Consider the following 19,325-nt stretch of genomic DNA (forward strand, 5'->3'; position numbering starts at 1 on the left):
CGGGACTGTTCCTCCGCCCTGCGAAGATTCAAGGCTTTGGATTCGGGCGGGATTCTGCTAGCTGGTTTCGGCTGCCCCTGTCTTTAGGCATACGCAACCCACCCCCGAAACGCCAGCCCTGCATAGAACAGGCGGACGCCGCTGAAGCCGGCCTGCTCCAGCAGCGCTTCCTCCTCGTCCGGGCTGAGCAAGGGCAGGGCAGTATCGATGGCGGTGGCTGCCCGGCGTGCAGCTTCAGGGTCTACGCCCGATGCGATGGCGAAGGCGGCATAGCGCGAGAGCCACTGGCTGCGCTCGGCCTGCGATGCCTGCGGAAAGCTCAGGTGGGCTGTCACCAGGGGGGCGCCGGGCTGCAGGCGCTGGCGAATGGCCTGCAAGGTGGCCAGCCTTTCATCCAAGGGCAAGAAATGCAGGGTGAGCAGGCAGGTCGCGGCATCGAAGGGGCCTGCAGGCGCGGTGTGCATATATCCGTGGTGAAAGTCCACGCGCGCCGCCAACGGCCCGAGCGTGTTTTGCGCCAGTTGCAGCATGGGCTCAGATGGGTCCACGCCCACAAAGCGCCACTGCGGCTGCGCCCGGGCGAAGACGCCCAGTTCCGCACCCCCGCCCGCGCCGACCACAAGCACCTTGGCCAGGGGCGGCGCACGCTCGGCCAGCAGCACGCCGGCCATTTTCTGCAGGTCGTCCGAGCCGGGCACCAGGCGGCGGGTGCGGTCTGCATAGGACGCGACGGCCTGGGGATCGGCGAACGGAGCGCTCGGGTTGGCGCTGGTGGAGGACATAGACATGGCTGCGTGGAATTCAAGTAACTTTAATTGTTGCATATTTGTTGAGCTCGCTGCAAGCCAGCGCTGGCTGGTGCCAGCATGGGTCGCCGACAATGGGACCGCTGATCCGAGGACCCATGACTCCACCCGCTACAACCGATACCTTTACTACCGTACTGCCGGCCGTGGGCAGCCTGCAGGACCCGGCCCTGCTGCGGCGCCTGCTGCGTGCCAAGGACTGGATGGACGCAGCCTCGCAAGAGGCCTGGCCCGTGGAACGATTGGCCGAGGTGAGCGGTGTCTCGCAGGCGCACTTTGCGCGCTCGTTCAAGCAGGCCTTCGGCGTTCCGCCGCACCGCTACCTGCTCACGCGGCGCATCGAGCAGGCGTCGACCCTGCTGCGCGACACCGACTGGCCTGTCACCGACATCGCGTTTGCCACCGGCTGGGAGAGCTTGGGCACGTTTGGCCGCATCTTTCGCGACATCACCGGCAAAAGCCCCAGCCTGCTGCGGCGCGAGGCGCGGGCCGAGGCGGGACCGCTCGCCAGCATGCCCGCGTGCATCCTCAAGGCCGCAGAGCGGCCGGACCTCACGATCGCAGTTTTGGAGAAGCGCCGCCGCGCAGCGGCCGGTACAAACAGGTCTTCGACAACCCAGGAGATCGAGTGATGACGACAGCGATGATGGACCCGCCCACCCAGGGCATCGGTGTGGTGGGCGTGTACGTGGACGATCAGGACAAGGCGCTGGCCTTCTATGTGGACCAGCTCGGCTTTCGCGTGCACACGGACGTGCGCAATGGCAGCTACCGCTGGCTCACGGTGCAGCACCCGGAGCAGCCCGCGTTCCAGCTTGGCCTGTTCGCCCCGGGGGCCCCCCTGCACGATGAAGCCACGGCCCAGACGCTGCGCGCCATGGTCGCCAAGGGCGCCATGCCGCCCCTAGTCTGGCATGTGGCCGATTGCCGTGCCCTCTGCGCGACGTTGCGCGAGCGCGGCGTGGAGTTCACGCAGGAGCCGGTGGACCGCTATGGCAATGTCGATGCGGGATTTCGCGACCCCGCCGGCAATGGGTGGAAGGTGATCCAGCTCGCGGGGAGCGCCCGGTGAACGGCGCCGCAACCTGGCTTCGGCGCACCCACCGCTGGGTGTTGATCGCGTTCACGTTGACCGTCATGGCCAACTTCGCCGCCATGGCCCTGGGCCGGGGCGCGCCGCCGGCATGGATCACGTACGCGCCGCTGGCGCCCCTGGCCGTGTTGCTGCTGACGGGGCTCTATCTGTTCGTGCAGCCCTACCTGGCCCGCCCGGTCCCCTCGCGCGGGCGAGTCGGCCAGGTGGATGGGTGATGGGGTCGGGTAGCCGGTTCACATCCGTTCTAGCCGTACGCTCAAGCCATGGGCACCATTGCGGGCATGACCTCTTCATCTGCTGCTTCTCCCCAGGCCTGGTCCCACCAAGGCTTCACTGCACCCTTCACCACCACGGGCCGGTCGGCCCTGGTGCCCCCGCCGCCGTGGCACTACGCGGGCTGGCTGCTCAATGTGTCCTTCCAGTTCGATGCCGAGCGCGCAGTGCCGCTGGTGCCCCCGGCGGCGGGCAGGCCGCTGGGCTCGGGCTGCGTGCATTTTGCCGACTGGCAGGCCTGCACGCGGCACGGCGAGGAACTGCTCGACCCGGTGCTGGCCCAATACCGCGAGACCATCGTGGTGCTGGAGGTGGAGCGGCCCGATGGCAGCCGCAGCATGTACTGCCCGGCGATCTGGGTGGACCAGGACATCTCTCTGATGCGCGGGCTGCTGCAGGGCTGGCCTAAAAAAATGGGCAGCACCTGGCTCACGCGCAGCCTGCCGCTGGACCACCCCGCGGCCGCCCCGCTGCGCGCCGGCAGCCGCTTGGGCGCGAGCCTGGCGGTGAAGGACCGCCGGGTGTTCGAAGCGCAGGCCACGCTCACGGGCCAGCCCGGCCGGGCGCTGGGTTTTCTGGGCATGCCGACCATCGGCGCCGTGGGCTGGCCGGACCTGCGGCAGCCCGCGCAACTGCCGGCCCTGGCGTTGGTGAAGCCGGCCATCGGGGAGCGCGTCGGGGCGGGCTGGCATGAGGCCACGGCCACGCTGCAGCTCACCCCACATCCGTGCGAGGACATCGGCCTGCTGGGTGGGCTGGTGGCGGGGGACGCCAGCGCTGGCTGGATCGGCATCACCGTCGCAGGCGCGGTCGATGCCTGAGCGCAGGGCTGCCGCCTCCCTGGGACTGCCACCGTGGCGCTGAACCTGCGCTCCGAGGTGCGCAGGCTGCGCGTGTTCGACCTGGAGCAGGTGCGCCACCAGGACCCCGGGCAGGAATGGGTGCCGCACTGGCACGAAGAATGGTCGTTTGGCGCCATCGTGCGCGGCGAATGCCACTGCAGCGTGGCCGGCCGTCCTTTTGTGGCGCGCGCGGGCGACGTGATCGCGATTGCACCGGGCGTGGTCCACACGGGGGCGCTGAGTGCGCCGCAGTACCGGGGAGCCGTGCTGGTGAGCATGCTGTACGTGCCCACCGACTGGCTTGTGCACGAAGGGCTGCAGGCGCCTCCGCGCAGTGGCGTGGTGCGCATGCCCCGGTTGGCCGAGAGCGCGCGCGGCCTGGCCACCACGGCCGAGGTGCAGGCCTGGCTGCGGTGCGTGGTGCCGGCATTGCGCCGCCGTTTGCCTGCCGACCCCTCGGCCGTGGAACCGGCACCTCCCAGTGCCGCGGTGCGCTCCCTGATCGAAAGGGTGCAGGAGGCCGTGGTCGGAGATGACCTGTCGGTGGCAGATCTGGCACGCCGCTGCGGGGTGAGCCGCGAACGCATCCACCGGGTGCTCACGGCGTGGGTCGGCATGGCCCCAGGCGACTACCTGCGCGCCGTGCGCCTGCACCGGGCCCGGCAGATGCTGCTGGCGGGGGAGGCGGCTGCCAGCGTCGCTGCGGAGTGCGGTTTCGCCGACCAGGCGCACTTCACGCGGTGGTTTCGCCGCTCCTTTGGCTACACGCCGGGGGACCTGCTGCAGGCGGCCGGGCGCGGCTGATCTTCCGCCCGCATCCAGCACGCGGGCCCCAGGGCAGGCACAATCGCCCGGCGGCAGGCTTGGCTCCTGCCGTTTGTCGGCCATCGCGCCATCCCCTTTTCCTGACCGACGCCAGCGCCTGGAAGTGCGCGCGGGCGGATCCCTGCTTTCCTCCATGCAATCGCCGCTGCCCGTCTTCGCCCTGTTGTTCAATGCCTTCGTATGGGGCCTGGCCTGGTGGCCGTTCCGGTTGATGCATGGGGCGGGCCTGCACCCGCTGTGGGCCACGGCGGCGATGTATGCGGTGGTGCTGCTGGGCCTGCTGACCCTGCGGCCGGGCATTCTTGCGCAGGTGCGCCAGCACCCGGGGTTGTGGCTGCTGGCGCTGGCATCGGGCCTGAACAACGTGGCCTTCAACTGGGCCGTGACGGTGGGCGACGTGGTGCGCGTGATCCTGCTGTTCTACCTCATGCCCGCCTGGGCGGTGCTGCTGGCCTGGCGCATCCTGGGCGAGCGGCCCACACCCATGGCCATCGCGCGGCTGGTGCTGGCTTTCACCGGCGTGGTCCTGGTGCTGCTGCCCGGGGACGCATCGCCTGCCAGCCTGCTGCAGGGCCTGTCCATGGCCGATGGCCTGGCATTGATGGGCGGTTTCATGTTCGCCCTGGTCAACGTGACTGTGCGCCGCCTGCACGCCGTGCCGGGGCAGGCGCGCATGTTCGCCATGTTCGGCGGCTGCATGCTGATGGCGCTGCTGGCGGCCTTTGTCGGCATGCAGTTCGGGGTGGTGGAAGCCTTCCCCGCCTTCAACGCCACCTGGGCCGTCACCGGGCTGCTGCTGTCGGGCGTGCTGATGCTGGGCAACTGGGCGTTGCAGTTCGGCGCCTCGCGCCTGACGGCGGGCACCACGGCCGTGGTGATGTTGTCGGAGGTGGTGTTTGCCAGCGTGTCATCGGTGCTGTTGTCGGCCTCGCAGCTGGAGCCGCGCACGGTGCTGGGGGGCTCGCTGATCCTGCTGGCGGCGCTGCTCGCGTCCTTGCGGCGCTAGGGCCTGTTCATGCTATTTTCGGGGATCGCGTTGCCCGGCCTGGTGGCTGGATGCTAGGCGCCCGCGCGCAGCAAGGTAGGCACCTTGCAAGCGCGGGCAACGCCGCAAACGGCCCCCAGGCCGGGCAACCCGAAGGGAAGGCCCTTGCCGGCGCGCCACTCGTCGTTGCGCTACTTGCGTGTGCAAGGGCACACGCGGCGTCGCGCGCCTAGATTGGCCTTCGCGACCCCGAAATTAGTGTGAACAGGCCTTAGCCAGGAAGGCGCGCCGCGGCCCGCTTGAGCGCCGCCGCAAACGCCAGCGCTGCGGGCTTGGGTTGTGTGCCGCGCCGCGACACCAGGTACAGGTCCAGGTGCGCCACGGGCTCGCGCAGCATGGCCACCCCGAGGCCTTGGCGCAGGCATTCCTCCATCGCGAAGGAGGGGATGATGGCGTGGCCCCGGCCGGCACGCACCATGCCGATGATGGTGCCCAGCAGGTTCATGCGCGGGCGTTCCTCGTGTGTGCGGCCCAGGCGGGACAGGTGCTTTTCGATCACCACCTGGATCGGATTGCCCGAGGGCAGGCTCACCAGGGGCAGGCCTGCGAGGCTGCTCCAGGGCAGGCTTTCCGCGAGACCGCTGCTGCCTGCGCCGGGCGGGCTGATGCGCATGAGCCGGAACTTGCACAGGGGCTGGCGCGACAGGCCCACGGCCGGCTTGACGAAGAAACCGAAGCCGATGTCGGCATCGCCTTCGAGCACTTCCTGGCGCACGGTACTCACCTCGACATCCGCCAAGTGCACCTGCACCTGGGGATGCGTCTCTGCAAAGCCGCGCACCACGTCGGGCAGCAGGCTGGCCGAGATCATGGGCGTGGCCGCCACCAGCAGGCGTGAGCGCACGGCGGACTCGCTGCCATCGAGCACGGCACCCAGCGTGCGCAGCTCGCCGACGATGCGCTCGGCCACCGGCTGCAGCCGCCGGCCGGCATCGGTGAGCGTGAGCGAGCGCGTGGTGCGGTTGAAAAGGCGCGCACCCATCTGCTCCTCCAGCTCCTTGACCAGCATGCTCATGCCCGAGGGCGACAGATGCACCTGCTCGGCCGCCTTGGCAAAGCTCTGCAGGCGTGTCACCTCCAGAAAGGCGTGCAGCTGGCGGCTGCTGACATTCATCAGCTTTGTTGACGAATTCATCAGAAATTTCCGTTTGATTCAAATCAAGACTGTCGTTGTAATTGTGGTCCAACTTCCAAAGAGACAAAGCCATGACCCTTGCCACTCCGTTGCCGCCGTCCTCCCTTCAACGCAGGCGCCTGGTGCTCGGCGCCCTGGCCACGGTGGCGGCGCCCCTGGTCCGGGCGCAGGCCGGTGGTGCGGATACGCCGGTGCGCCTGGTCGTGCCGTTCACGCCCGGCACGGGCATCGACCTGATCGCGCGCCAGATCGCGGCGCCGCTGTCCGAGCGGCTCAAGCGGCCCTTCTTCGTCGACAACAAGGCGGGCGCCTCGGGGATCATCGGCACGCAGGAAGTGGTGCGTGCGCCAGCCGACGGCGCAACGCTGCTGGTCAGCGTGAACACGCTGGTGATGAACATGGCGCTGTACCCCAAGCAGGGCTTCAACCCCCTGACCGATCTGCAGCCCGTGGGCCAGACGAGCTGGGGGCAACTGCTGCTGGTGGCCAGCGAGGGCTCGAAGATCCAGTCGCTCAAGGAACTGGTCGAGCGCGCCCGGGCCAAGCCCGGCGCGCTCAACTACGGATCGCCCGGCGCGGGCACGCCGCACCACCTGGCCATGGAGCTGCTCAAGAACCGGGCGAAGATTTCGCTCACGCACATCAGCTACCGGGGCACGGCGCCTGCCGTGACCGACCTGCTGGGCGGGCAGATCGACGCGATGTTCCTGCCCATCCACGTGGCCCTGCAGCATGTGAAGGCGGGCAAGCTCAAGGCGCTGGCCATCAGCTCCGAAACACCCCATCCGCTGCTTCCCGAAGTGCCTTCGCTGAACAGCCTCAAAGTGGGTGACCTCAACGTGGACATGTGGTACGGCGTGTTCGCCCCGGCCGGCACGCCCCGCGCCTATGTGGAGCGGCTGAACACCGAACTGCGCGAGGTGCTGGCGGCGCCCGCCGTGGCCAAGTCCTTCGAGACCCAGGGCATGACGCCCACCCATAGCACGCCCGATGCCTTCAAGAAGCTCATCGCGGCGGACGCCAAGCGCTGGGCGGACCTGATCAAGGCCCAGGGCATCACCGCGGAATGAACCAGAAAGCAATGAACACAATGAGCAACCAGGAACAGGCCATGGCAGAACAGCAGGACGCCGAGGTGGTCATCGTCGGTGGTGGGCCCGTGGGCATGGGCCTGGCCATCGAGCTGGGCCAGCGCGGCATCCGCACCATCGTGGTGGAGCGCTACCAGCAGCCCCAGCCCATCCCCAAGGGACAGAACCTGACCCAGCGGACCATGGAGCACTTCCATTTCTGGGGGGCCGAAAAGGAGCTGCGTGCCGCCCGCACCATCCCCGTGGAATACGGCATCGGTGGCCTGACGGCGCACGGCACCTTGCTGGGCCCCCACACCTACGACTGGCTGCAGCGCGACCTGGTCAGGCCCTATTACTTCACCGGCAACGAGCGCTTGCCGCAGTATGCGACCGAGGCGGTGCTGCGTGCCCGTGTGGCCGAACTGCCCTCGGTGCAGACCGTGTACGGCTGGGAGGCCAAGGCCGTGGTGCAGGATGCCGACGGGGTGTCGGTCACCATCACCGAGCGTGGCGGCAGCGGCGAACGCGTGCTGCGCTGTGCCTATGCCGTGGGGTCGGACGGCGCACGTTCCGTCGTGCGTGAGCAGGCGGGCATCACCCAGACCCGTACCGACCATGACCGCATGATGGTGCTGCTGGTGTTCCGCTCGCCCGGCCTGCACCAACTGCTCGAACGCTACCCCGGCAAGTCCTACTACAACGTGCTGCAGCCCGAACTCCAGGGCTACTGGAAGTTCTTTGGCCGGGTGGACCTGGGCAACACCTGGTTCTTCCACGCCCCCGTGCCGCCCGGCACGACCAAGGACAACTTCGATTTTGCGGCCTACCTGCACGAAGCGGTGGGTGCTCAATTTGATGTGGAGTTCGAGCACATCGGGTTCTGGGACCTGCGCTTCATGCTGGCCGACAGCTACCGCAAGGGCCGCGTCTTCGTCGCCGGCGATGCGGCGCACAGCCACCCGCCCTACGGAGGCTATGGCGTCAACTCGGGGCTCGAGGATGCGCGCAACCTGGGCTGGAAGCTGGCTGCCGTGCTGCAGGGCTGGGGTGGTGAGCGCCTGCTCGATTCGTACGACGGCGAGCGCCGGCCGGTGTTTGCCTCCACAATGCGCGACTTCATCGCCAAATCCATCGACACGGACCGCGAGTTCCTCGACACCCACGACCCGGCGCGCGACCTTGTCGCCTTCGAGACCGCCTGGAATGCGCGTGCCCAGGGCGCCGTGGGCGAGGTGCATGCCTTCGAGCCCCACTACGAGGGCTCAGGCGTGGTCTGGGGCTGCGAGGGCCGCACCAGCAGCGCCAAGGGATCGCACCGCTTTGACGCGCGGCCTGGGCACCACCTGGCGCCTGCCGTGCTGCCCTCGGGCAGGAACGTTTACGAGGAACTGGGCCCCGGCTTTTCCCTGTTGGCCTTTGGCGTCGATCCCCAGGCGGTCCAGGCCTTTCTCGATGCCGCCGAGGCCAAGGCGCTGGCGTTGACCGTGGTTCAGGCGCAGGGCGCTGGCGAGCATGAACGCTACGGCGCGCAACTGGTGCTGGTGCGCCCGGACCAGTTCGTCGCCTGGACCAGCAGCGAGGCCGGTATGTCGGCGGCCCATGCCCGCGAGGTGCTGGAGCGTGCCGCTGGCGGGCTTTTGGAGACGGTCGCCGTTTGACCCCATGCGCCGCGTTGGTTGCAGGCTGTTGCCTCTTTGGCAACGCCTTCAGCCGCGTGGCGGGATGGCCTGGGGCTCTGCACGCGCGGGGGGCCCTCTGTCCTACACCTGCACCCTCTGCATGCCGACCCTGGCGGCGAGAGCTGCCAACCACAATGAAGTCACTGTCAACCAACCGGAGACTTCTTATGTCGGATTTCAACGATGCCAACCGCGATCCCCTGACCAATGAACCTGGTGCCCACCCCGTGGGTACGGGTGTGGGTGCTGCCATGGGCGGCGCTGCAGCCGGTGCTGCTGCGGGGGCGTTCGGCGGTCCCGTCGGCGCCGCCATCGGCGGGGTTGCCGGTGCGGTGGTCGGTGGCCTTGCAGGCAAGGCTGCTGGCGAAGCCGTCAACCCCACGAACGAAGACGCCTACTGGCGCGAGAACTACCACCGTGAACCCTATTACGTGGGTGGCCGCAGCTACGACCAATACCGCCCTGCCTATGAGCTGGGTTGGAGTTCGGTGGGGCGCTATGAAGGCAACTTCGACGCCGTCGAACCCCGTCTGGCCGATGACTGGCGCGCCCGCCATGGCAACGATGGCCTGGCCTGGACGGATGTTCAGCCCGCCACCCGCGCTGCCTACGAACGTGCCTACAACAGCCAGCCGCTGGAAGTCACTGGCGAGATCGACAACGACGACGTGATCGACACCTTGAACGATCTGCTGGAATCGGCCCGCGACGGCGAGTATGGCTTTCACGCCAGCGCCGAACACGCCGATGCGGGCGAACTCAAGGGCATCTTCCAACGCCACTCGCGTGAATGCGCAGCCGCAGGTGCCGAACTGGAGCGCGAGATCCGCGCCCGCGGCGGAGAGCCCGTCAGCGGCGGCACCGTGGCAGGTGCACTGCACCGGGGCTGGGTGTCCGTGAAGACGGCGCTCTCCACGCAGGACGACAAGGCCGTGCTGGAAGAGTGCGAGCGCGGTGAAGACGCTGCGGTGGCCCGCTACCGCAAGGCCTTGAAGGCCAACCTGCCCCAGGACCTGCGTGCCCTGGTACAGCGCCAGGCCGATGGTGCCCAACGCAACCACGACGAGGTGAAGGCCCTGCGCGACAGCTTCAACCCCGCACGTTGATGATCTGCGCGTGATCAGCCGGCTTGCCTGAATCCCAGTCTTCTCCTGTTCGCAGGCAGACTGGGAAGTGGCAAGCCGCATCCGTGAGGGCATTGCCGTGCTTTAAAAGAGAAGGCATCGCAGTTGCTCCCCCGCCATCGCCGCCATGGGCTTTGCCCATGGCGGCGATGTGCGTTGGGGCTCAGAAAACAGCGCGATGGGCCGTGGAAGTTTTCGCACCACAGCTTTTCTGCAGCGCTGGCCCGGCCCTGAACGGCGGCCCGTGCAATGGCACCGGTAGCCGCCCGCCTGCCATCATTCCAGCGTCACCACCACCGGTGCGTGGTCGCTGGGCTGCGGGTTCTTGCGCGGGGCGCGATCCACCACGCAGGCCGTCACGCTGCTGCGCAGTGCTTCACTCACCAGGATATGGTCGATGCGCAGCCCCCGGTTCTTCTGGAAGCCCAGCATGCGGTAGTCCCACCACGAGTAGATCTTCTCGGGCTGCTCGAACATGCGGAAGCTGTCCGTAAGGCCCAGCTCCAGCAGCGCCTTGAAGTGGTTGCGCTCTTCGGTGGTGTGGTGGATGGTTTCGCGCAGGCCCACCGGGTCGTAGGAGTCGCGGTCTTCGGGCGCCACGTTGAAGTCGCCCACCAGGGCCAGCCGCGGGTGGGCCGTCATCTCGGCGCGCACCAGGTCCTGCAGGGCCTGCAGCCAGCGCATCTTGTAGGCGAACTTTTCCGAGCCGGGCTCCTGGCCGTTGACGAAGTAGCCGTTGATCAGGCGCAGCGGGCCGGTGGGCGTGTCCAGCGTGGCAATGATCACGCGCGCCTGCGCGTCCTCGTGCGCGGGGATGTTGCGCACCACGTCCGTCATGGGGTGGCGGCTCAGGATGGCGACGCCGTTGTAGGTCTTCTGGCCAAAGGCCACGGCCTCGTAGCCGGCCTCCTTGAAGGCCTCGTGCGGAAACTTGTCGTCAGTGAGCTTGAGCTCCTGCAGGCCCAGTGCATCGACCGGGTTGGCGGCCAGCCAGGCCAGCACCTGGGGCAGGCGCACCGAGAGGGAGTTGACGTTCCACGTCGCGATCTTCATCACCATCATTGGTCCTTGCTTTTTCAATCGTCCATGGCGGGGCAACGCCGCCGTTGCACCACGGTGGGCGCGCTGGGGTGCATCCTATCCTCGATTGGTAGGGGGTGCGCCCCTGACCTTGGAAGGCGCAGTGCGGCGGGTGTGTGAGGCGGACAAAACTCCATATGCAGGGCATATGCAGATGCCCTGAAAATACTATTGGATTTCATGGAGTCGCAGGCTTATCGTTGGCACAAATAAAACGCTGGAGACAAGCCTTGTCATTCGATTCCACGCTGCCGCTGGCGGCCGCGGCACTGCCCGCCGGCCCTGCAGGCCAGACGCCTTTTCCCATGCACCGGTTCCCGGGCCGACCGCTGTCTGCCCAAGCCCGCAGAACGTAGACACGTTCTTGCTGCGGGTGGTGCGGGCGTTTGCGCCGCTGCCCGACCAGCCTGAGGCTGCCCGCCGGGCCTCGCGCCTCTTTCCCCTCGTTGTCAACCTCCCACTTCGTATTCCGTACCCGGAAGGGCATCGCCATGTCTACGCCAAACGCATCCCACATCCTGCAGCAAATCTTCATCCTCGCCACCGGCAATGCCGCGCCAGCCGGCCTGCTCGCCGAGTTCAAGGCGGTGGTGGCCGCCGATGGCCATTTCGTCCGGGTGGCGGCGGCATTCGAGGCGGCCATGGGGCAGATGTCGACCAGCCGGGGCATCGCGGCCACGGTGCAGCAACTGGCGCTCAACGGCCTGGGGGTGGTGCTCTCGGCCGATGAGGGCCTGGCCGTGGCGCGGCTGGCGCAGGAGCAGGGCCTCACGACCTGGGCCAGGCTGATGGATTTCCTGGTCAACGCCGATGTGGGCATCTACAACGCGCTGGACCACCGCGCCGAAGCGGCCAACGCCTTCAACAGCGCGCTGGCGAGCCAGAACAAGGGCGCGTTGTTCGCCGGGGTGGGCGTGGAGACCGCCGTGCACACCCTGCTGCAGGGCATCGGTGCCACGGACGCCAGCGCGGCCGCGGGCATCAGCGGCGTGCAGGCGCTGGCAGGCAGGCTCACCGCCGCCGGCATCAAGGGCCATGTGGCCGATGGCTATGTGAAGGGCGCCACCGTGTTTGCCGACGCCAATGGCAACCACCGGCTCGATGCGGGCGAGTGGGCCACCACCACCGACGGCGCGGGCGGCTTCACGCTGCCGGCCAGCGTGCAGGGAACGCTGGTGGCCACCGGCGGCACCGACCTGCTCACCAACAAGGCCTTCAAGGGCCTGCTCACCGCGCCGGTGGGCAGCACGGTGGTGAACCCCATCACGACCCTGGTGCAGGCGCTGATGGACAAGGGCGGGGCCACCACCACGGTGGAGCAGGCCACGGCCCTGCTCGCCAAGGTGCTGAACTTGCCGGCCAGCATCCACCTGCTGACCTACGACCCGCTGGCCGTGCTGGCCAGCAGCAGTGCCAGCGCTGCCGACAAGGCCGTGGCGCTGGGCTACCAGAAGGTGGCGGTGGCGCTGGTGAACGTGGTCAGCATCGGCGCGGCCGCGCTCGATGCGGCCGAGGCCAAGGCCGGGCAGCCAGGCGTGGCCACGCCGCATGCGGGCCAGGCCGGCGCGGCAGCGGGCACGCTGATTGCGTCCCTGGCGGATGCCCTCGCCGGCGCGGCGGGGGGAACCGGCGGCGTGGCGAACCTGTCGGACGCCTCCTTCCTGCGTGCCATCGTGGCGGATGCTGCGGACGACCATGGCCTGCGGCTGGATGCCACCAGCCTGGACCTCATCAGCAAGGTGGTGGATGCCGCCAACGATGCGGTCGGCGCCGCCACCACGGTGGCCGTGCTGGGCCAGGTGGCTGCAGCGGCCAGTGATGCGGCGGGCTCTGTGGCCACGGGCAACTTCCAGGCGGCGGCCAATGGCTTCACGGGCGCTGCCTTCACGGCAGCGGTGCAGCAGCAGGCCGTGGGTGAACTGGCACCGGGGGTGTCCGCCGGCCAGGGCGGCAACCCGCCACCGGCATCCGGTGGCGGCGGTGACGCGGGCGGCGGGACGCCAGGCCCGGTGGACACGCAGGCCCCGGTGCTGACCATCACCAGTTCTGCCGCCGCGCTCAAGGCGGGCGGCACGGCCACCATCACGTTCACCTTCACCGAAGACCCGGGCACGAGTTTCACCGCCGCGGACATCACGGCCACCGGCGGCACGCTAGGCGCGCTGAGCGGCACGGGCCTGGTGCGCACGGCCACGTTCACGGCCACGGCGTCCGCCAACCTCGACGCGGGCGGGCACATTGTGGTGGCCAAGGACAGCTACAGTGACGCGGCCGGCAACAAGGGCGCGGCAGCGGCCGTGGACATCGCCACGGTGTTCAACCCGGTGCTGTTCGTGGGCAACAGCGCCACGTTCGCACGCATCGACCCGGCCATGTCGTACAACACCTACGACGCGGCGACCAACCCCTTCGGCGTGCACGACCTGACCTCGCCAGCCAATGGTGGGAGCTTCACCAACCTGACCGGTGCCAACCTGTACGAACCGCACCCCTGGGGCGGCGTGGCGGGGTTGTTCGACAAGTTCGCCGACCAGGTGGGCCTGGGCTACGACGTGTCGCTCTCCACCCGCAACGCGGCCACGCTCAAGGGGCACTACCTGAACTCCTCGGCCGCCAACTGGGACATGCGCGGCAACATCGCCAGCCAGAAGTGGGAGATCGTGGTGCTGCAGGACCAGACGGACGAACCGCTGCCCTCGGGCTCCGGTTCCATCACCTTCGCGGCGGGCAGCGCCACGGCCAACCTGGTCATCACGCCCACGGCCGATGGCGCCAAGGAGTATGACGAAACCCTGGCGCTCAAGCTGGCTGCATCGGCCGGCTACCGTGTGGGCACCAGTTCTGCCGTAGGTACCACCCTCCTCAACGACGACCCCACTGCGCCCGCCACCAACCCGGCCCTGGCCACGGTGTCGCTGGCGGCCAGCCCCGGCCAGGTGACGGAGGACGGAACGGCCAACCTGGTCTTCACCTTCACACGCACTGGTCCGACGACCAGTGACCTGGTCGTGGGTTTCACCGCCTTCCGCGATGGCAGCACGTCGCCATCGGTCTCGACCACGGTGTCTGCCAGCCAGGATCTGGAGATGTACACCACCGCCTCGGGCGCATTTTCGGCATCGGGAGGCGGCGGCACATCGCCTTACCGCTTCAGCAGTGGCAATGGCTTTGCCACCAGCGCCGACACGGGTGCCCCCACGACCACGGGAAATGTCTCGTTCACCTCCAACACGGGCTCCATCACCATCAAGGCGGGGCAGACTTCGGCCAGCATCACCCTGGACCCGCATGCCGACAGCACGGTGGAGGCCGACGAGGCCATTCGCCTCTCGCTCACCAGCACTGGCTCCGACTACAACCTGGGCACGCTTGGCGCCGTCTCCGGCACCATCGTTAACGACGACTTCGCGGCCGGCACCGACACCAGCCTGCCCAACGTGACGCTGGGCCTGAGCTCGGCTGCGGGCGTGTACGAGAGCGCCGGCCAGAACCTGGTCTATACCTTCACGCGCAGCGGCGATACCAGCGCCGCGCTCACGGTGAACTTCACGGCGGACGGCACTGCCACCTACTTCGCGGCGGATCCGTCCAGGTCCGACTTTGGCATCTCCGCCAACGCCACGCTCACCACCACCTCGGGTGCCAATGCCGACATCGGCGAGTTCCAGAAGTACGCCACGGCGATCGAGAACTTCGTGCACACCGGGGCGGCCGATACCACGACGCAGCCCGGCACCACCATCGCGGGCAACCCGAATGCCGACACGTCGACCGACATGTACCTGTATGCCACCTGGGCGCGGCCCGACATGGTGGCCGGGGCCTACGACATGCTCACCTCGCGCACCCTCAATGGGGCCGGCGCCTACGAGGGTACGGGGGACATCAGCCGGTCGGACACCCAGGCCACGGCCTACTACCTCCCCCTCGAGGGCATGACCACCGACCTTCAGAGCGCCTACGCCAACCTGGCCGCGGTCAACCCTGATTTCGTGGGCGTGGCGCCGGTGGGAACAGCCTTCATGAGCGCCGTGCAGAATGGCCTGGCCATCCGCGACCCCTACACGGAGACGGGCGGAGCGAGCGTGTCCGGTGGCGGCAAGATCAATCTCTGGCACGACGACAACCTGCACGCGAGCAAGTACGGCTCCTACCTCTCGGGCCTGGTGCTGTTCGAGACGCTGACGGGCCTTGATGCACGCTCGCTGGGGGCGGGCGACAAGGTGGCGAGCGACCTGGGCATCGACCCGGCCACGGCCGTGGCGCTGCAGAAGGTGGCTTCGGCCACGATGGGCTTCAACCAGGGCTACCAATGGAGCGCCCCCGGCAAGGTGGCCGACCTGGGCGGCACCAACGCCACGGCCACGCTGGCCACGGCCGGGGGCTTCAGCTTTGCGGACCCGGCCTTCGCGGCGCACACGGTGAGCGTCACGCCCACGGCCGGCGCCCTGGGCACGCTGACCGCCCAGGTGCGTTCAGACGGCCATACCGGCCAGGTCAACTGGCTCTATACCGTGGGCAACCAGACCATCGACCCGCTGCTGGCCAGCGGCCAGCAGCGCCACGACCAGTTCACCGTGACCCTGGACGACGGCCATGGGCATATGAGCACACGCCTGGTGGACATCACGCTGGTGGGTACGCCCGTCTGAGGCCGGCTTGCCACCTTGGAACGGTGGGCAACGCGCAGCAAGCTGTGCTCCGCGTCACAGCCTTGCGGGCCGCACCGGCCTATTATTTCCATGCCGGCCTCCAAGCGGCATCCCCTCTTGCGACAAGCAAGTTGCTGCCCGCCTCCGTGCGGGCTTTTTTTTGTGGGCCTGGCAGGCGGTGAACTTCTGGCCGCCTGGCGGTTCAGACAGCGTGGCGCGACGGTGCGAACGCGGCCCCTCGCCACAGACTCCCGAAAAGAAAAAGGACAAGCAAACATGAGCAGCAGATTCATCAAAACCCTGGTCGCGTCCGCAGTGCTGGCCGGCGCATCGGGCGCCGCCATGGCCGCCGGCGGCCCGCTCGACGGCGTCTACCAGTGCGCGGTGGCTGGCACCGGCGTGTTCGTCACGGTCAGCGGCCAGCCCAGCGGACCTTCGATGTTCACCATCGCGGCCCTGGGCCCGGCGAATTCGCTCTACGGTTACGGCATGGGCACGGCCACGGCCTCGTCGTTCACCGGCACCACCAGCTTCAACCTGCCGTTCACGCTGTCGGTGAGCCAGGGCAACCTGATCGGCAGCATGGGCGTGCTGCAGGGAACCACGGCCGCTCAGCTGCCGGTGAACTGCGCCAAGCTGTTCTGAGCCTGCCGCCCGCTCAGTCTTTGCGCCGCTCCAGCGTCACGAAGCTGTAGGGCAGCCCGTTCGTAGAGGTATGCGCGCTGCGCGCCGTCTCGTGCCAACTGGCATCGAGCACGGGTGCATGGGCATCGCCCTCGAAGTCCTGCGCAATCTCGGTGAGTTCAATGCGGTCGGCCACGGGCTGGGCTTCGGCGTAGACCTGGGCGCCGCCGATCACCCACAGCGTCTGGCCGGGGCTGGCGTGCTGCAACGCCTCCTGCAGGCTGGCGGCGCGCACGGCGCCCTCGACCTGCCAGTCGGCCTGGCGGGTGATGACGATGTTCGTGCGGCCCGGCAGCGGCCGAAAGCGCGGCGGCAGCGAGTCCCATGTCTTGCGGCCCATGACCACTGGGCAGCCCTGGGTCAGCGATTTGAAGCGCGCCATGTCCTCCGGCAAGTGCCAGGGCAGGACGTTGTCCTTGCCGATCACGCCGTTGGCGGCGCGCGCATAGATCATGTGCACGGGCATGGTGGCTTCCTTCGCTTGTGTTCTTCTGACTGGCTTAGATATGCAGCGTGGCCAGCACGCCGACGACGAGGCCGATGGCGGCCACGCCGTACATGCCGTATTCCAGCCATTTCTTGCGCGTGAGCAGGGCGATGGCGGCGAGGGCGATGGCCACCTGCAGCGCCGTGGTGGCCTGGGCCCAGCGGTGGTGCTGGTGCATCTGCTCTTCGCTCTGGCGGTCGAACCTGTGGCTGTCGGCTTCCAGTTTTTCGGCGGCGACCTTGATCTCGTTCTTTTCGCTCTCGTAGCGCTCCACCTTGGACTGGTAGGTGGCCTTGCGGTCATCGGGCGCCAGGTCGCGGGCCAGTTCGGCCAGGGACTGCTTGGTGCTCTTGGACTGGAAGTAGTTCCACTGGTTGGATGCCTCTGTCTTCTTGATGGCCGCGTCGTTCTTGAGCAGGCCGGCATTGGCCTGTGTAGCGCCGCCCATGTACGAGAAGATGGCGCCCACCGTGGCGACGATGGCCGTGAACATCGCGATCTTGCTCATGGACGAGCCGCCGCCCTCCTTGCCGTGGCTGCTTGCGTGGTCGTCGCCGTGGCCCTGGGTGGCATGCTCGACTGCGTGGTCGTGGGGGCCGTGTACGTGAAATCCGCCGGAAGACATAGGGGGTGCTCTTTGTAGTTCGTGAAGGGAGACAGGGGAGATCAGGCAGGGCACCGTGGCGCCTGCGCTGCAGGGATCGCAGGAGGGCGAAGAGGGATCAGACCGCTACGGGCGCCTTGATGGCGGGGTGGCACTGGTAGTCCAGCACCTCGAAGTCCTCGAACTGGTAGTCGAAGATGCTGTCTGGCCGGCGCTTGATGTGCAGCGTGGGGTAGGGGTAGGGCGTGCGTGCCAGCTGGGTCTGCACCTGCTCGTGGTGGTTGCTGTAGATGTGGCAGTCGCCGCCGGTCCAGATGAAGTCGCCCACTTCCAGGTCGCACTGCTGGGCCACCATATGGGTCAGCAGTGCATAGCTGGCGATGTTGAAGGGCACCCCGAGGAAGATGTCGGCACTGCGCTGGTAGAGCTGGCAGCTCAGGGTGCCGCGGCCGCCGGACTCCTGGGCGGGCGCCACGTAGAACTGGAAGAAGGCGTGGCAGGGCATGAGCGCCATCTTGTTCAGCTCGGCCACGTTCCAGGCGCTCACGATGATGCGGCGCGAATCGGGGTTGGACTTGAGTGTCTTGATCACGTCGCTGATCTGGTCGATGTGGCCGCCGTCCGGCGTGGGCCAACTGCGCCACTGAACGCCGTACACCGGCCCCAGGTCGCCGTCCTCGCGTGCCCATTCGTCCCAGATGGTGACGCCGCGCTCCTTGAGCCAGTTGTTGTTGCCCGACCCCGTGAGGAACCACAGCAGCTCCTGGATGATGGAGCGCAGGTGCACCTTCTTGGTGGTGACCAGCGGAAAGCCTTCTTTCAGGTCGAAGCGCATCTGGTGCCCGAACACGCTGGTCGTGCCCGTGCCCGTGCGGTCGGACTTGTGCACGCCCTGCGTGAACACGTGGCGCATGAAGTCCTCGTACTGGGAGCGCACGGGGCGGGTGGGCAAGGCAGTGGCTGCCACGGCGGCAGAAGGCTGGGTCATGGGATCGATCACTCACGGTGGGGCGCAGCCACCAGGGGATGGCCGTTGCCGACTGCGGATTTTATGCGGAGCGGGAGAATAGGGCGTCTGCCTTCCATCCTGCACCTTCGCCATGACAATTTCTGCCACGCCCGTCACCATCCGCCTGTTCGAGACTGCCGACTGGCCCACTGTATGGTCCATCCTGCGCGCCACCTTCCAGGCAGGGGACACGTATTCCTTTGCACCGGACAGCACCGAGGCCGAGATCCACAAGGCCTGGGTGGAACTGCCTGCTGCCACCTTCGTCGCCTGCGGCGTGGGTGGGGAGATTGTGGGCACCTATTTCATCAAGCCCAACCAGACCGGGCTGGGAGCCCATGTGTGCAACTGCGGCTACGTGGTGGCGCCGGCCGCGCAAGGGCTGGGCGTGGCTTCGCTGATGTGCGAGCACTCCCAGCGGCAAGCCGTGGCCATGGGCTTTCGGGCCATGCAGTTCAACCTCGTGGTGGCCAGCAACGTGCGCGCCGTGCGGCTGTGGCAGCACCTGGGCTTTGCCGTGGTGGGCACGCTGCCGGGCGCCTTCAGGCACCGCAGCTTGGGCTATGTGGATGCCCACGTGATGTTCAAGACGCTGGTGGACTGAGCTTCTTGTGCAAACAACAAAGGCCCCGAAGGGCCTTGCTGAGGGTTGGCGACAGGGGCCATGGCCCGAGTACCAAAGGAAACACTTCCACATGGTGGCGGCAGCCACGACCGTGAGATGCCACCACCATGGGAAGGCCCGCAACTTTTACATCGAGCCGAGTTCGCCCGAAGAGATCTTGCCCATGCGCACGGCGTCGGCAGCCTGGGCCTGCACGGCAGCGCGGTCGGCGGTCGATTGGTAGGACACCACGCGCGAGCCAGCGGGTTCGGTGCTGCGGGTCTTGGCCACGGTGGCGGCGTCGGCC

General features: G+C 67.9%; 18 protein-coding genes and 1 pseudogene. 12 read left to right on the top strand and 7 right to left on the bottom strand.

Going from position 1 to position 19,325, the window contains the following annotated elements:
- Positions 1-83 precede the first annotated feature (83 nt).
- Entirely contained in the window at positions 84-788 is a 705-nt protein-coding gene (locus tag ASE31_RS26610; RefSeq protein WP_057205527.1) for a class I SAM-dependent methyltransferase, read from the bottom strand.
- Positions 789-904: 116 nt separating this feature from the next.
- Between ASE31_RS26610 and ASE31_RS26615 the strand changes: the two genes are divergently transcribed.
- From ASE31_RS26615 to ASE31_RS26640, 6 genes are all read left to right on the top strand, one after another.
- Positions 905-1,438, top strand: a complete 534-nt coding sequence (locus tag ASE31_RS26615) for a helix-turn-helix domain-containing protein (RefSeq protein ID WP_057205529.1) — start codon at positions 905-907, stop codon at positions 1,436-1,438.
- Positions 1,438-1,878: a VOC family protein gene (locus ASE31_RS26620; protein ID WP_235514780.1), complete on the top strand. Its 441-nt coding sequence runs from the start codon at positions 1,438-1,440 to the stop codon at positions 1,876-1,878. The genes ASE31_RS26615 and ASE31_RS26620 overlap by 1 nt, the downstream gene beginning before the upstream one ends.
- A complete protein-coding gene (locus ASE31_RS26625; RefSeq protein ID WP_057205531.1) occupies positions 1,875-2,117 on the top strand; it encodes a hypothetical protein in 243 nt (80 codons plus the stop codon). Before ASE31_RS26620 ends, ASE31_RS26625 begins: the two co-directional genes overlap by 4 nt.
- A gap of 48 nt (positions 2,118-2,165) precedes the next feature.
- Complete coding sequence (locus ASE31_RS26630) at positions 2,166-2,996, top strand: acetoacetate decarboxylase family protein (protein WP_082604389.1); 831 nt, start codon at positions 2,166-2,168, stop codon at positions 2,994-2,996.
- Positions 2,997-3,029: 33 nt separating this feature from the next.
- Complete coding sequence (locus ASE31_RS26635) at positions 3,030-3,821, top strand: AraC family transcriptional regulator (protein ID WP_057205533.1); 792 nt, start codon at positions 3,030-3,032, stop codon at positions 3,819-3,821.
- Between the two features lie 154 nt (positions 3,822-3,975).
- Positions 3,976-4,848 carry a DMT family transporter gene (locus ASE31_RS26640; protein WP_057205535.1) on the top strand — a complete coding sequence of 291 codons (873 nt, stop codon included), beginning with the start codon at positions 3,976-3,978 and terminating at the stop codon, positions 4,846-4,848.
- Positions 4,849-5,098: 250 nt separating this feature from the next.
- On the opposite strand, the gene ASE31_RS26645 is transcribed toward ASE31_RS26640, so the two are convergent.
- The gene (locus tag ASE31_RS26645; RefSeq protein WP_082604390.1) at positions 5,099-6,022 is read right to left on the bottom strand and encodes a LysR family transcriptional regulator; all 924 of its coding nucleotides are present in this window, start codon (positions 6,020-6,022) and stop codon (positions 5,099-5,101) included.
- Positions 6,023-6,093: 71 nt separating this feature from the next.
- On the opposite strand from ASE31_RS26645, the gene ASE31_RS26650 reads away from it, so the two are divergent.
- The 3 genes from ASE31_RS26650 (at position 6,094) to ASE31_RS26660 (ending at position 9,880) form a co-directional block, all read left to right on the top strand.
- Positions 6,094-7,092, top strand: coding sequence for a tripartite tricarboxylate transporter substrate binding protein (locus ASE31_RS26650; RefSeq protein ID WP_057205538.1), 999 nt, complete (start codon positions 6,094-6,096; stop codon positions 7,090-7,092).
- An 11-nt stretch (positions 7,093-7,103) separates the two neighbouring features.
- Positions 7,104-8,753, top strand: a complete 1,650-nt coding sequence (locus ASE31_RS26655) for an FAD-dependent monooxygenase (protein WP_057205540.1) — start codon at positions 7,104-7,106, stop codon at positions 8,751-8,753.
- A gap of 188 nt (positions 8,754-8,941) precedes the next feature.
- Positions 8,942-9,880 (top strand): PA2169 family four-helix-bundle protein, encoded by a 939-nt coding sequence (locus ASE31_RS26660; protein WP_057205542.1) that lies wholly within the window; start codon positions 8,942-8,944, stop codon positions 9,878-9,880.
- Positions 9,881-10,174: 294 nt separating this feature from the next.
- On the opposite strand, the gene xth is transcribed toward ASE31_RS26660, so the two are convergent.
- Positions 10,175-10,951, bottom strand: coding sequence for an exodeoxyribonuclease III (xth, locus tag ASE31_RS26665; protein WP_057206191.1), 777 nt, complete (start codon positions 10,949-10,951; stop codon positions 10,175-10,177).
- Between the two features lie 518 nt (positions 10,952-11,469).
- On the opposite strand from xth, the gene ASE31_RS26670 reads away from it, so the two are divergent.
- Both ASE31_RS26670 and ASE31_RS26675 read left to right on the top strand, forming a co-directional pair.
- Complete coding sequence (locus ASE31_RS26670; RefSeq protein ID WP_057205544.1) at positions 11,470-15,630, top strand: Ig-like domain-containing protein; 4,161 nt, start codon at positions 11,470-11,472, stop codon at positions 15,628-15,630.
- Between the two features lie 276 nt (positions 15,631-15,906).
- Positions 15,907-16,275 carry a hypothetical protein gene (locus tag ASE31_RS26675; protein WP_057205546.1) on the top strand — a complete coding sequence of 123 codons (369 nt, stop codon included), beginning with the start codon at positions 15,907-15,909 and terminating at the stop codon, positions 16,273-16,275.
- A 13-nt stretch (positions 16,276-16,288) separates the two neighbouring features.
- Here ASE31_RS26675 and ASE31_RS26680 read toward each other — a convergent pair whose 3' ends face one another.
- The 3 genes from ASE31_RS26680 to ASE31_RS26690 form a co-directional block, all read right to left on the bottom strand.
- On the bottom strand, positions 16,289-16,780 hold the full coding sequence (locus ASE31_RS26680) for a dihydrofolate reductase (RefSeq protein WP_057205547.1): 492 nt from the start codon (positions 16,778-16,780) through the stop codon (positions 16,289-16,291).
- A gap of 34 nt (positions 16,781-16,814) precedes the next feature.
- Positions 16,815-17,426: a DUF4337 domain-containing protein gene (locus ASE31_RS26685; RefSeq protein WP_057205549.1), complete on the bottom strand. Its 612-nt coding sequence runs from the start codon at positions 17,424-17,426 to the stop codon at positions 16,815-16,817.
- Between the two features lie 97 nt (positions 17,427-17,523).
- Entirely contained in the window at positions 17,524-18,393 is an 870-nt protein-coding gene (locus ASE31_RS26690) for a thymidylate synthase (protein WP_057206193.1), read from the bottom strand.
- Between the two features lie 112 nt (positions 18,394-18,505).
- Here ASE31_RS26690 and ASE31_RS26695 point away from each other — a divergent pair, with 112 nt between their 5' ends.
- A complete protein-coding gene (locus tag ASE31_RS26695) occupies positions 18,506-19,018 on the top strand; it encodes a GNAT family N-acetyltransferase (protein ID WP_057205551.1) in 513 nt (170 codons plus the stop codon).
- Positions 19,019-19,165: 147 nt separating this feature from the next.
- Here ASE31_RS26695 and ASE31_RS32860 read toward each other — a convergent pair.
- Positions 19,166-19,325: pseudogene (locus tag ASE31_RS32860) on the bottom strand (DUF4148 domain-containing protein); the annotation flags it as partial.

It is taken from the genome of Acidovorax sp. Root217, from assembly GCF_001428645.1.
Classification (GTDB): domain Bacteria; phylum Pseudomonadota; class Gammaproteobacteria; order Burkholderiales; family Burkholderiaceae_C; genus Acidovorax.

Bases quoted from the DNA above. Each gene is read 5' to 3' on its own strand.
- ASE31_RS26610 (WP_057205527.1), bottom strand. From the start codon at position 788: ATGTCTATGTCCTCCACCAGCGCCAACCCGAGCGCTCCGTTCGCCGAT.
- ASE31_RS26615 (WP_057205529.1), top strand. From the start codon at position 905: ATGACTCCACCCGCTACAACCGATACCTTTACTACCGTACTGCCGGCC.
- ASE31_RS26620 (WP_235514780.1), top strand. From the start codon at position 1,438: ATGACGACAGCGATGATGGACCCGCCCACCCAGGGCATCGGTGTGGTG.
- ASE31_RS26630 (WP_082604389.1), top strand. From the start codon at position 2,166: ATGGGCACCATTGCGGGCATGACCTCTTCATCTGCTGCTTCTCCCCAG.
- ASE31_RS26640 (WP_057205535.1), top strand. From the start codon at position 3,976: ATGCAATCGCCGCTGCCCGTCTTCGCCCTGTTGTTCAATGCCTTCGTA.
- ASE31_RS26645 (WP_082604390.1), bottom strand. From the start codon at position 6,022: ATGAATTCGTCAACAAAGCTGATGAATGTCAGCAGCCGCCAGCTGCAC.
- ASE31_RS26650 (WP_057205538.1), top strand. From the start codon at position 6,094: ATGACCCTTGCCACTCCGTTGCCGCCGTCCTCCCTTCAACGCAGGCGC.
- ASE31_RS26655 (WP_057205540.1), top strand. From the start codon at position 7,104: ATGAACACAATGAGCAACCAGGAACAGGCCATGGCAGAACAGCAGGAC.
- ASE31_RS26660 (WP_057205542.1), top strand. From the start codon at position 8,942: ATGTCGGATTTCAACGATGCCAACCGCGATCCCCTGACCAATGAACCT.
- xth (WP_057206191.1), bottom strand. From the start codon at position 10,951: ATGAAGATCGCGACGTGGAACGTCAACTCCCTCTCGGTGCGCCTGCCC.
- ASE31_RS26670 (WP_057205544.1), top strand. From the start codon at position 11,470: ATGTCTACGCCAAACGCATCCCACATCCTGCAGCAAATCTTCATCCTC.
- ASE31_RS26675 (WP_057205546.1), top strand. From the start codon at position 15,907: ATGAGCAGCAGATTCATCAAAACCCTGGTCGCGTCCGCAGTGCTGGCC.
- ASE31_RS26680 (WP_057205547.1), bottom strand. From the start codon at position 16,780: ATGCCCGTGCACATGATCTATGCGCGCGCCGCCAACGGCGTGATCGGC.
- ASE31_RS26685 (WP_057205549.1), bottom strand. From the start codon at position 17,426: ATGTCTTCCGGCGGATTTCACGTACACGGCCCCCACGACCACGCAGTC.
- ASE31_RS26690 (WP_057206193.1), bottom strand. From the start codon at position 18,393: ATGACCCAGCCTTCTGCCGCCGTGGCAGCCACTGCCTTGCCCACCCGC.
- ASE31_RS26695 (WP_057205551.1), top strand. From the start codon at position 18,506: ATGACAATTTCTGCCACGCCCGTCACCATCCGCCTGTTCGAGACTGCC.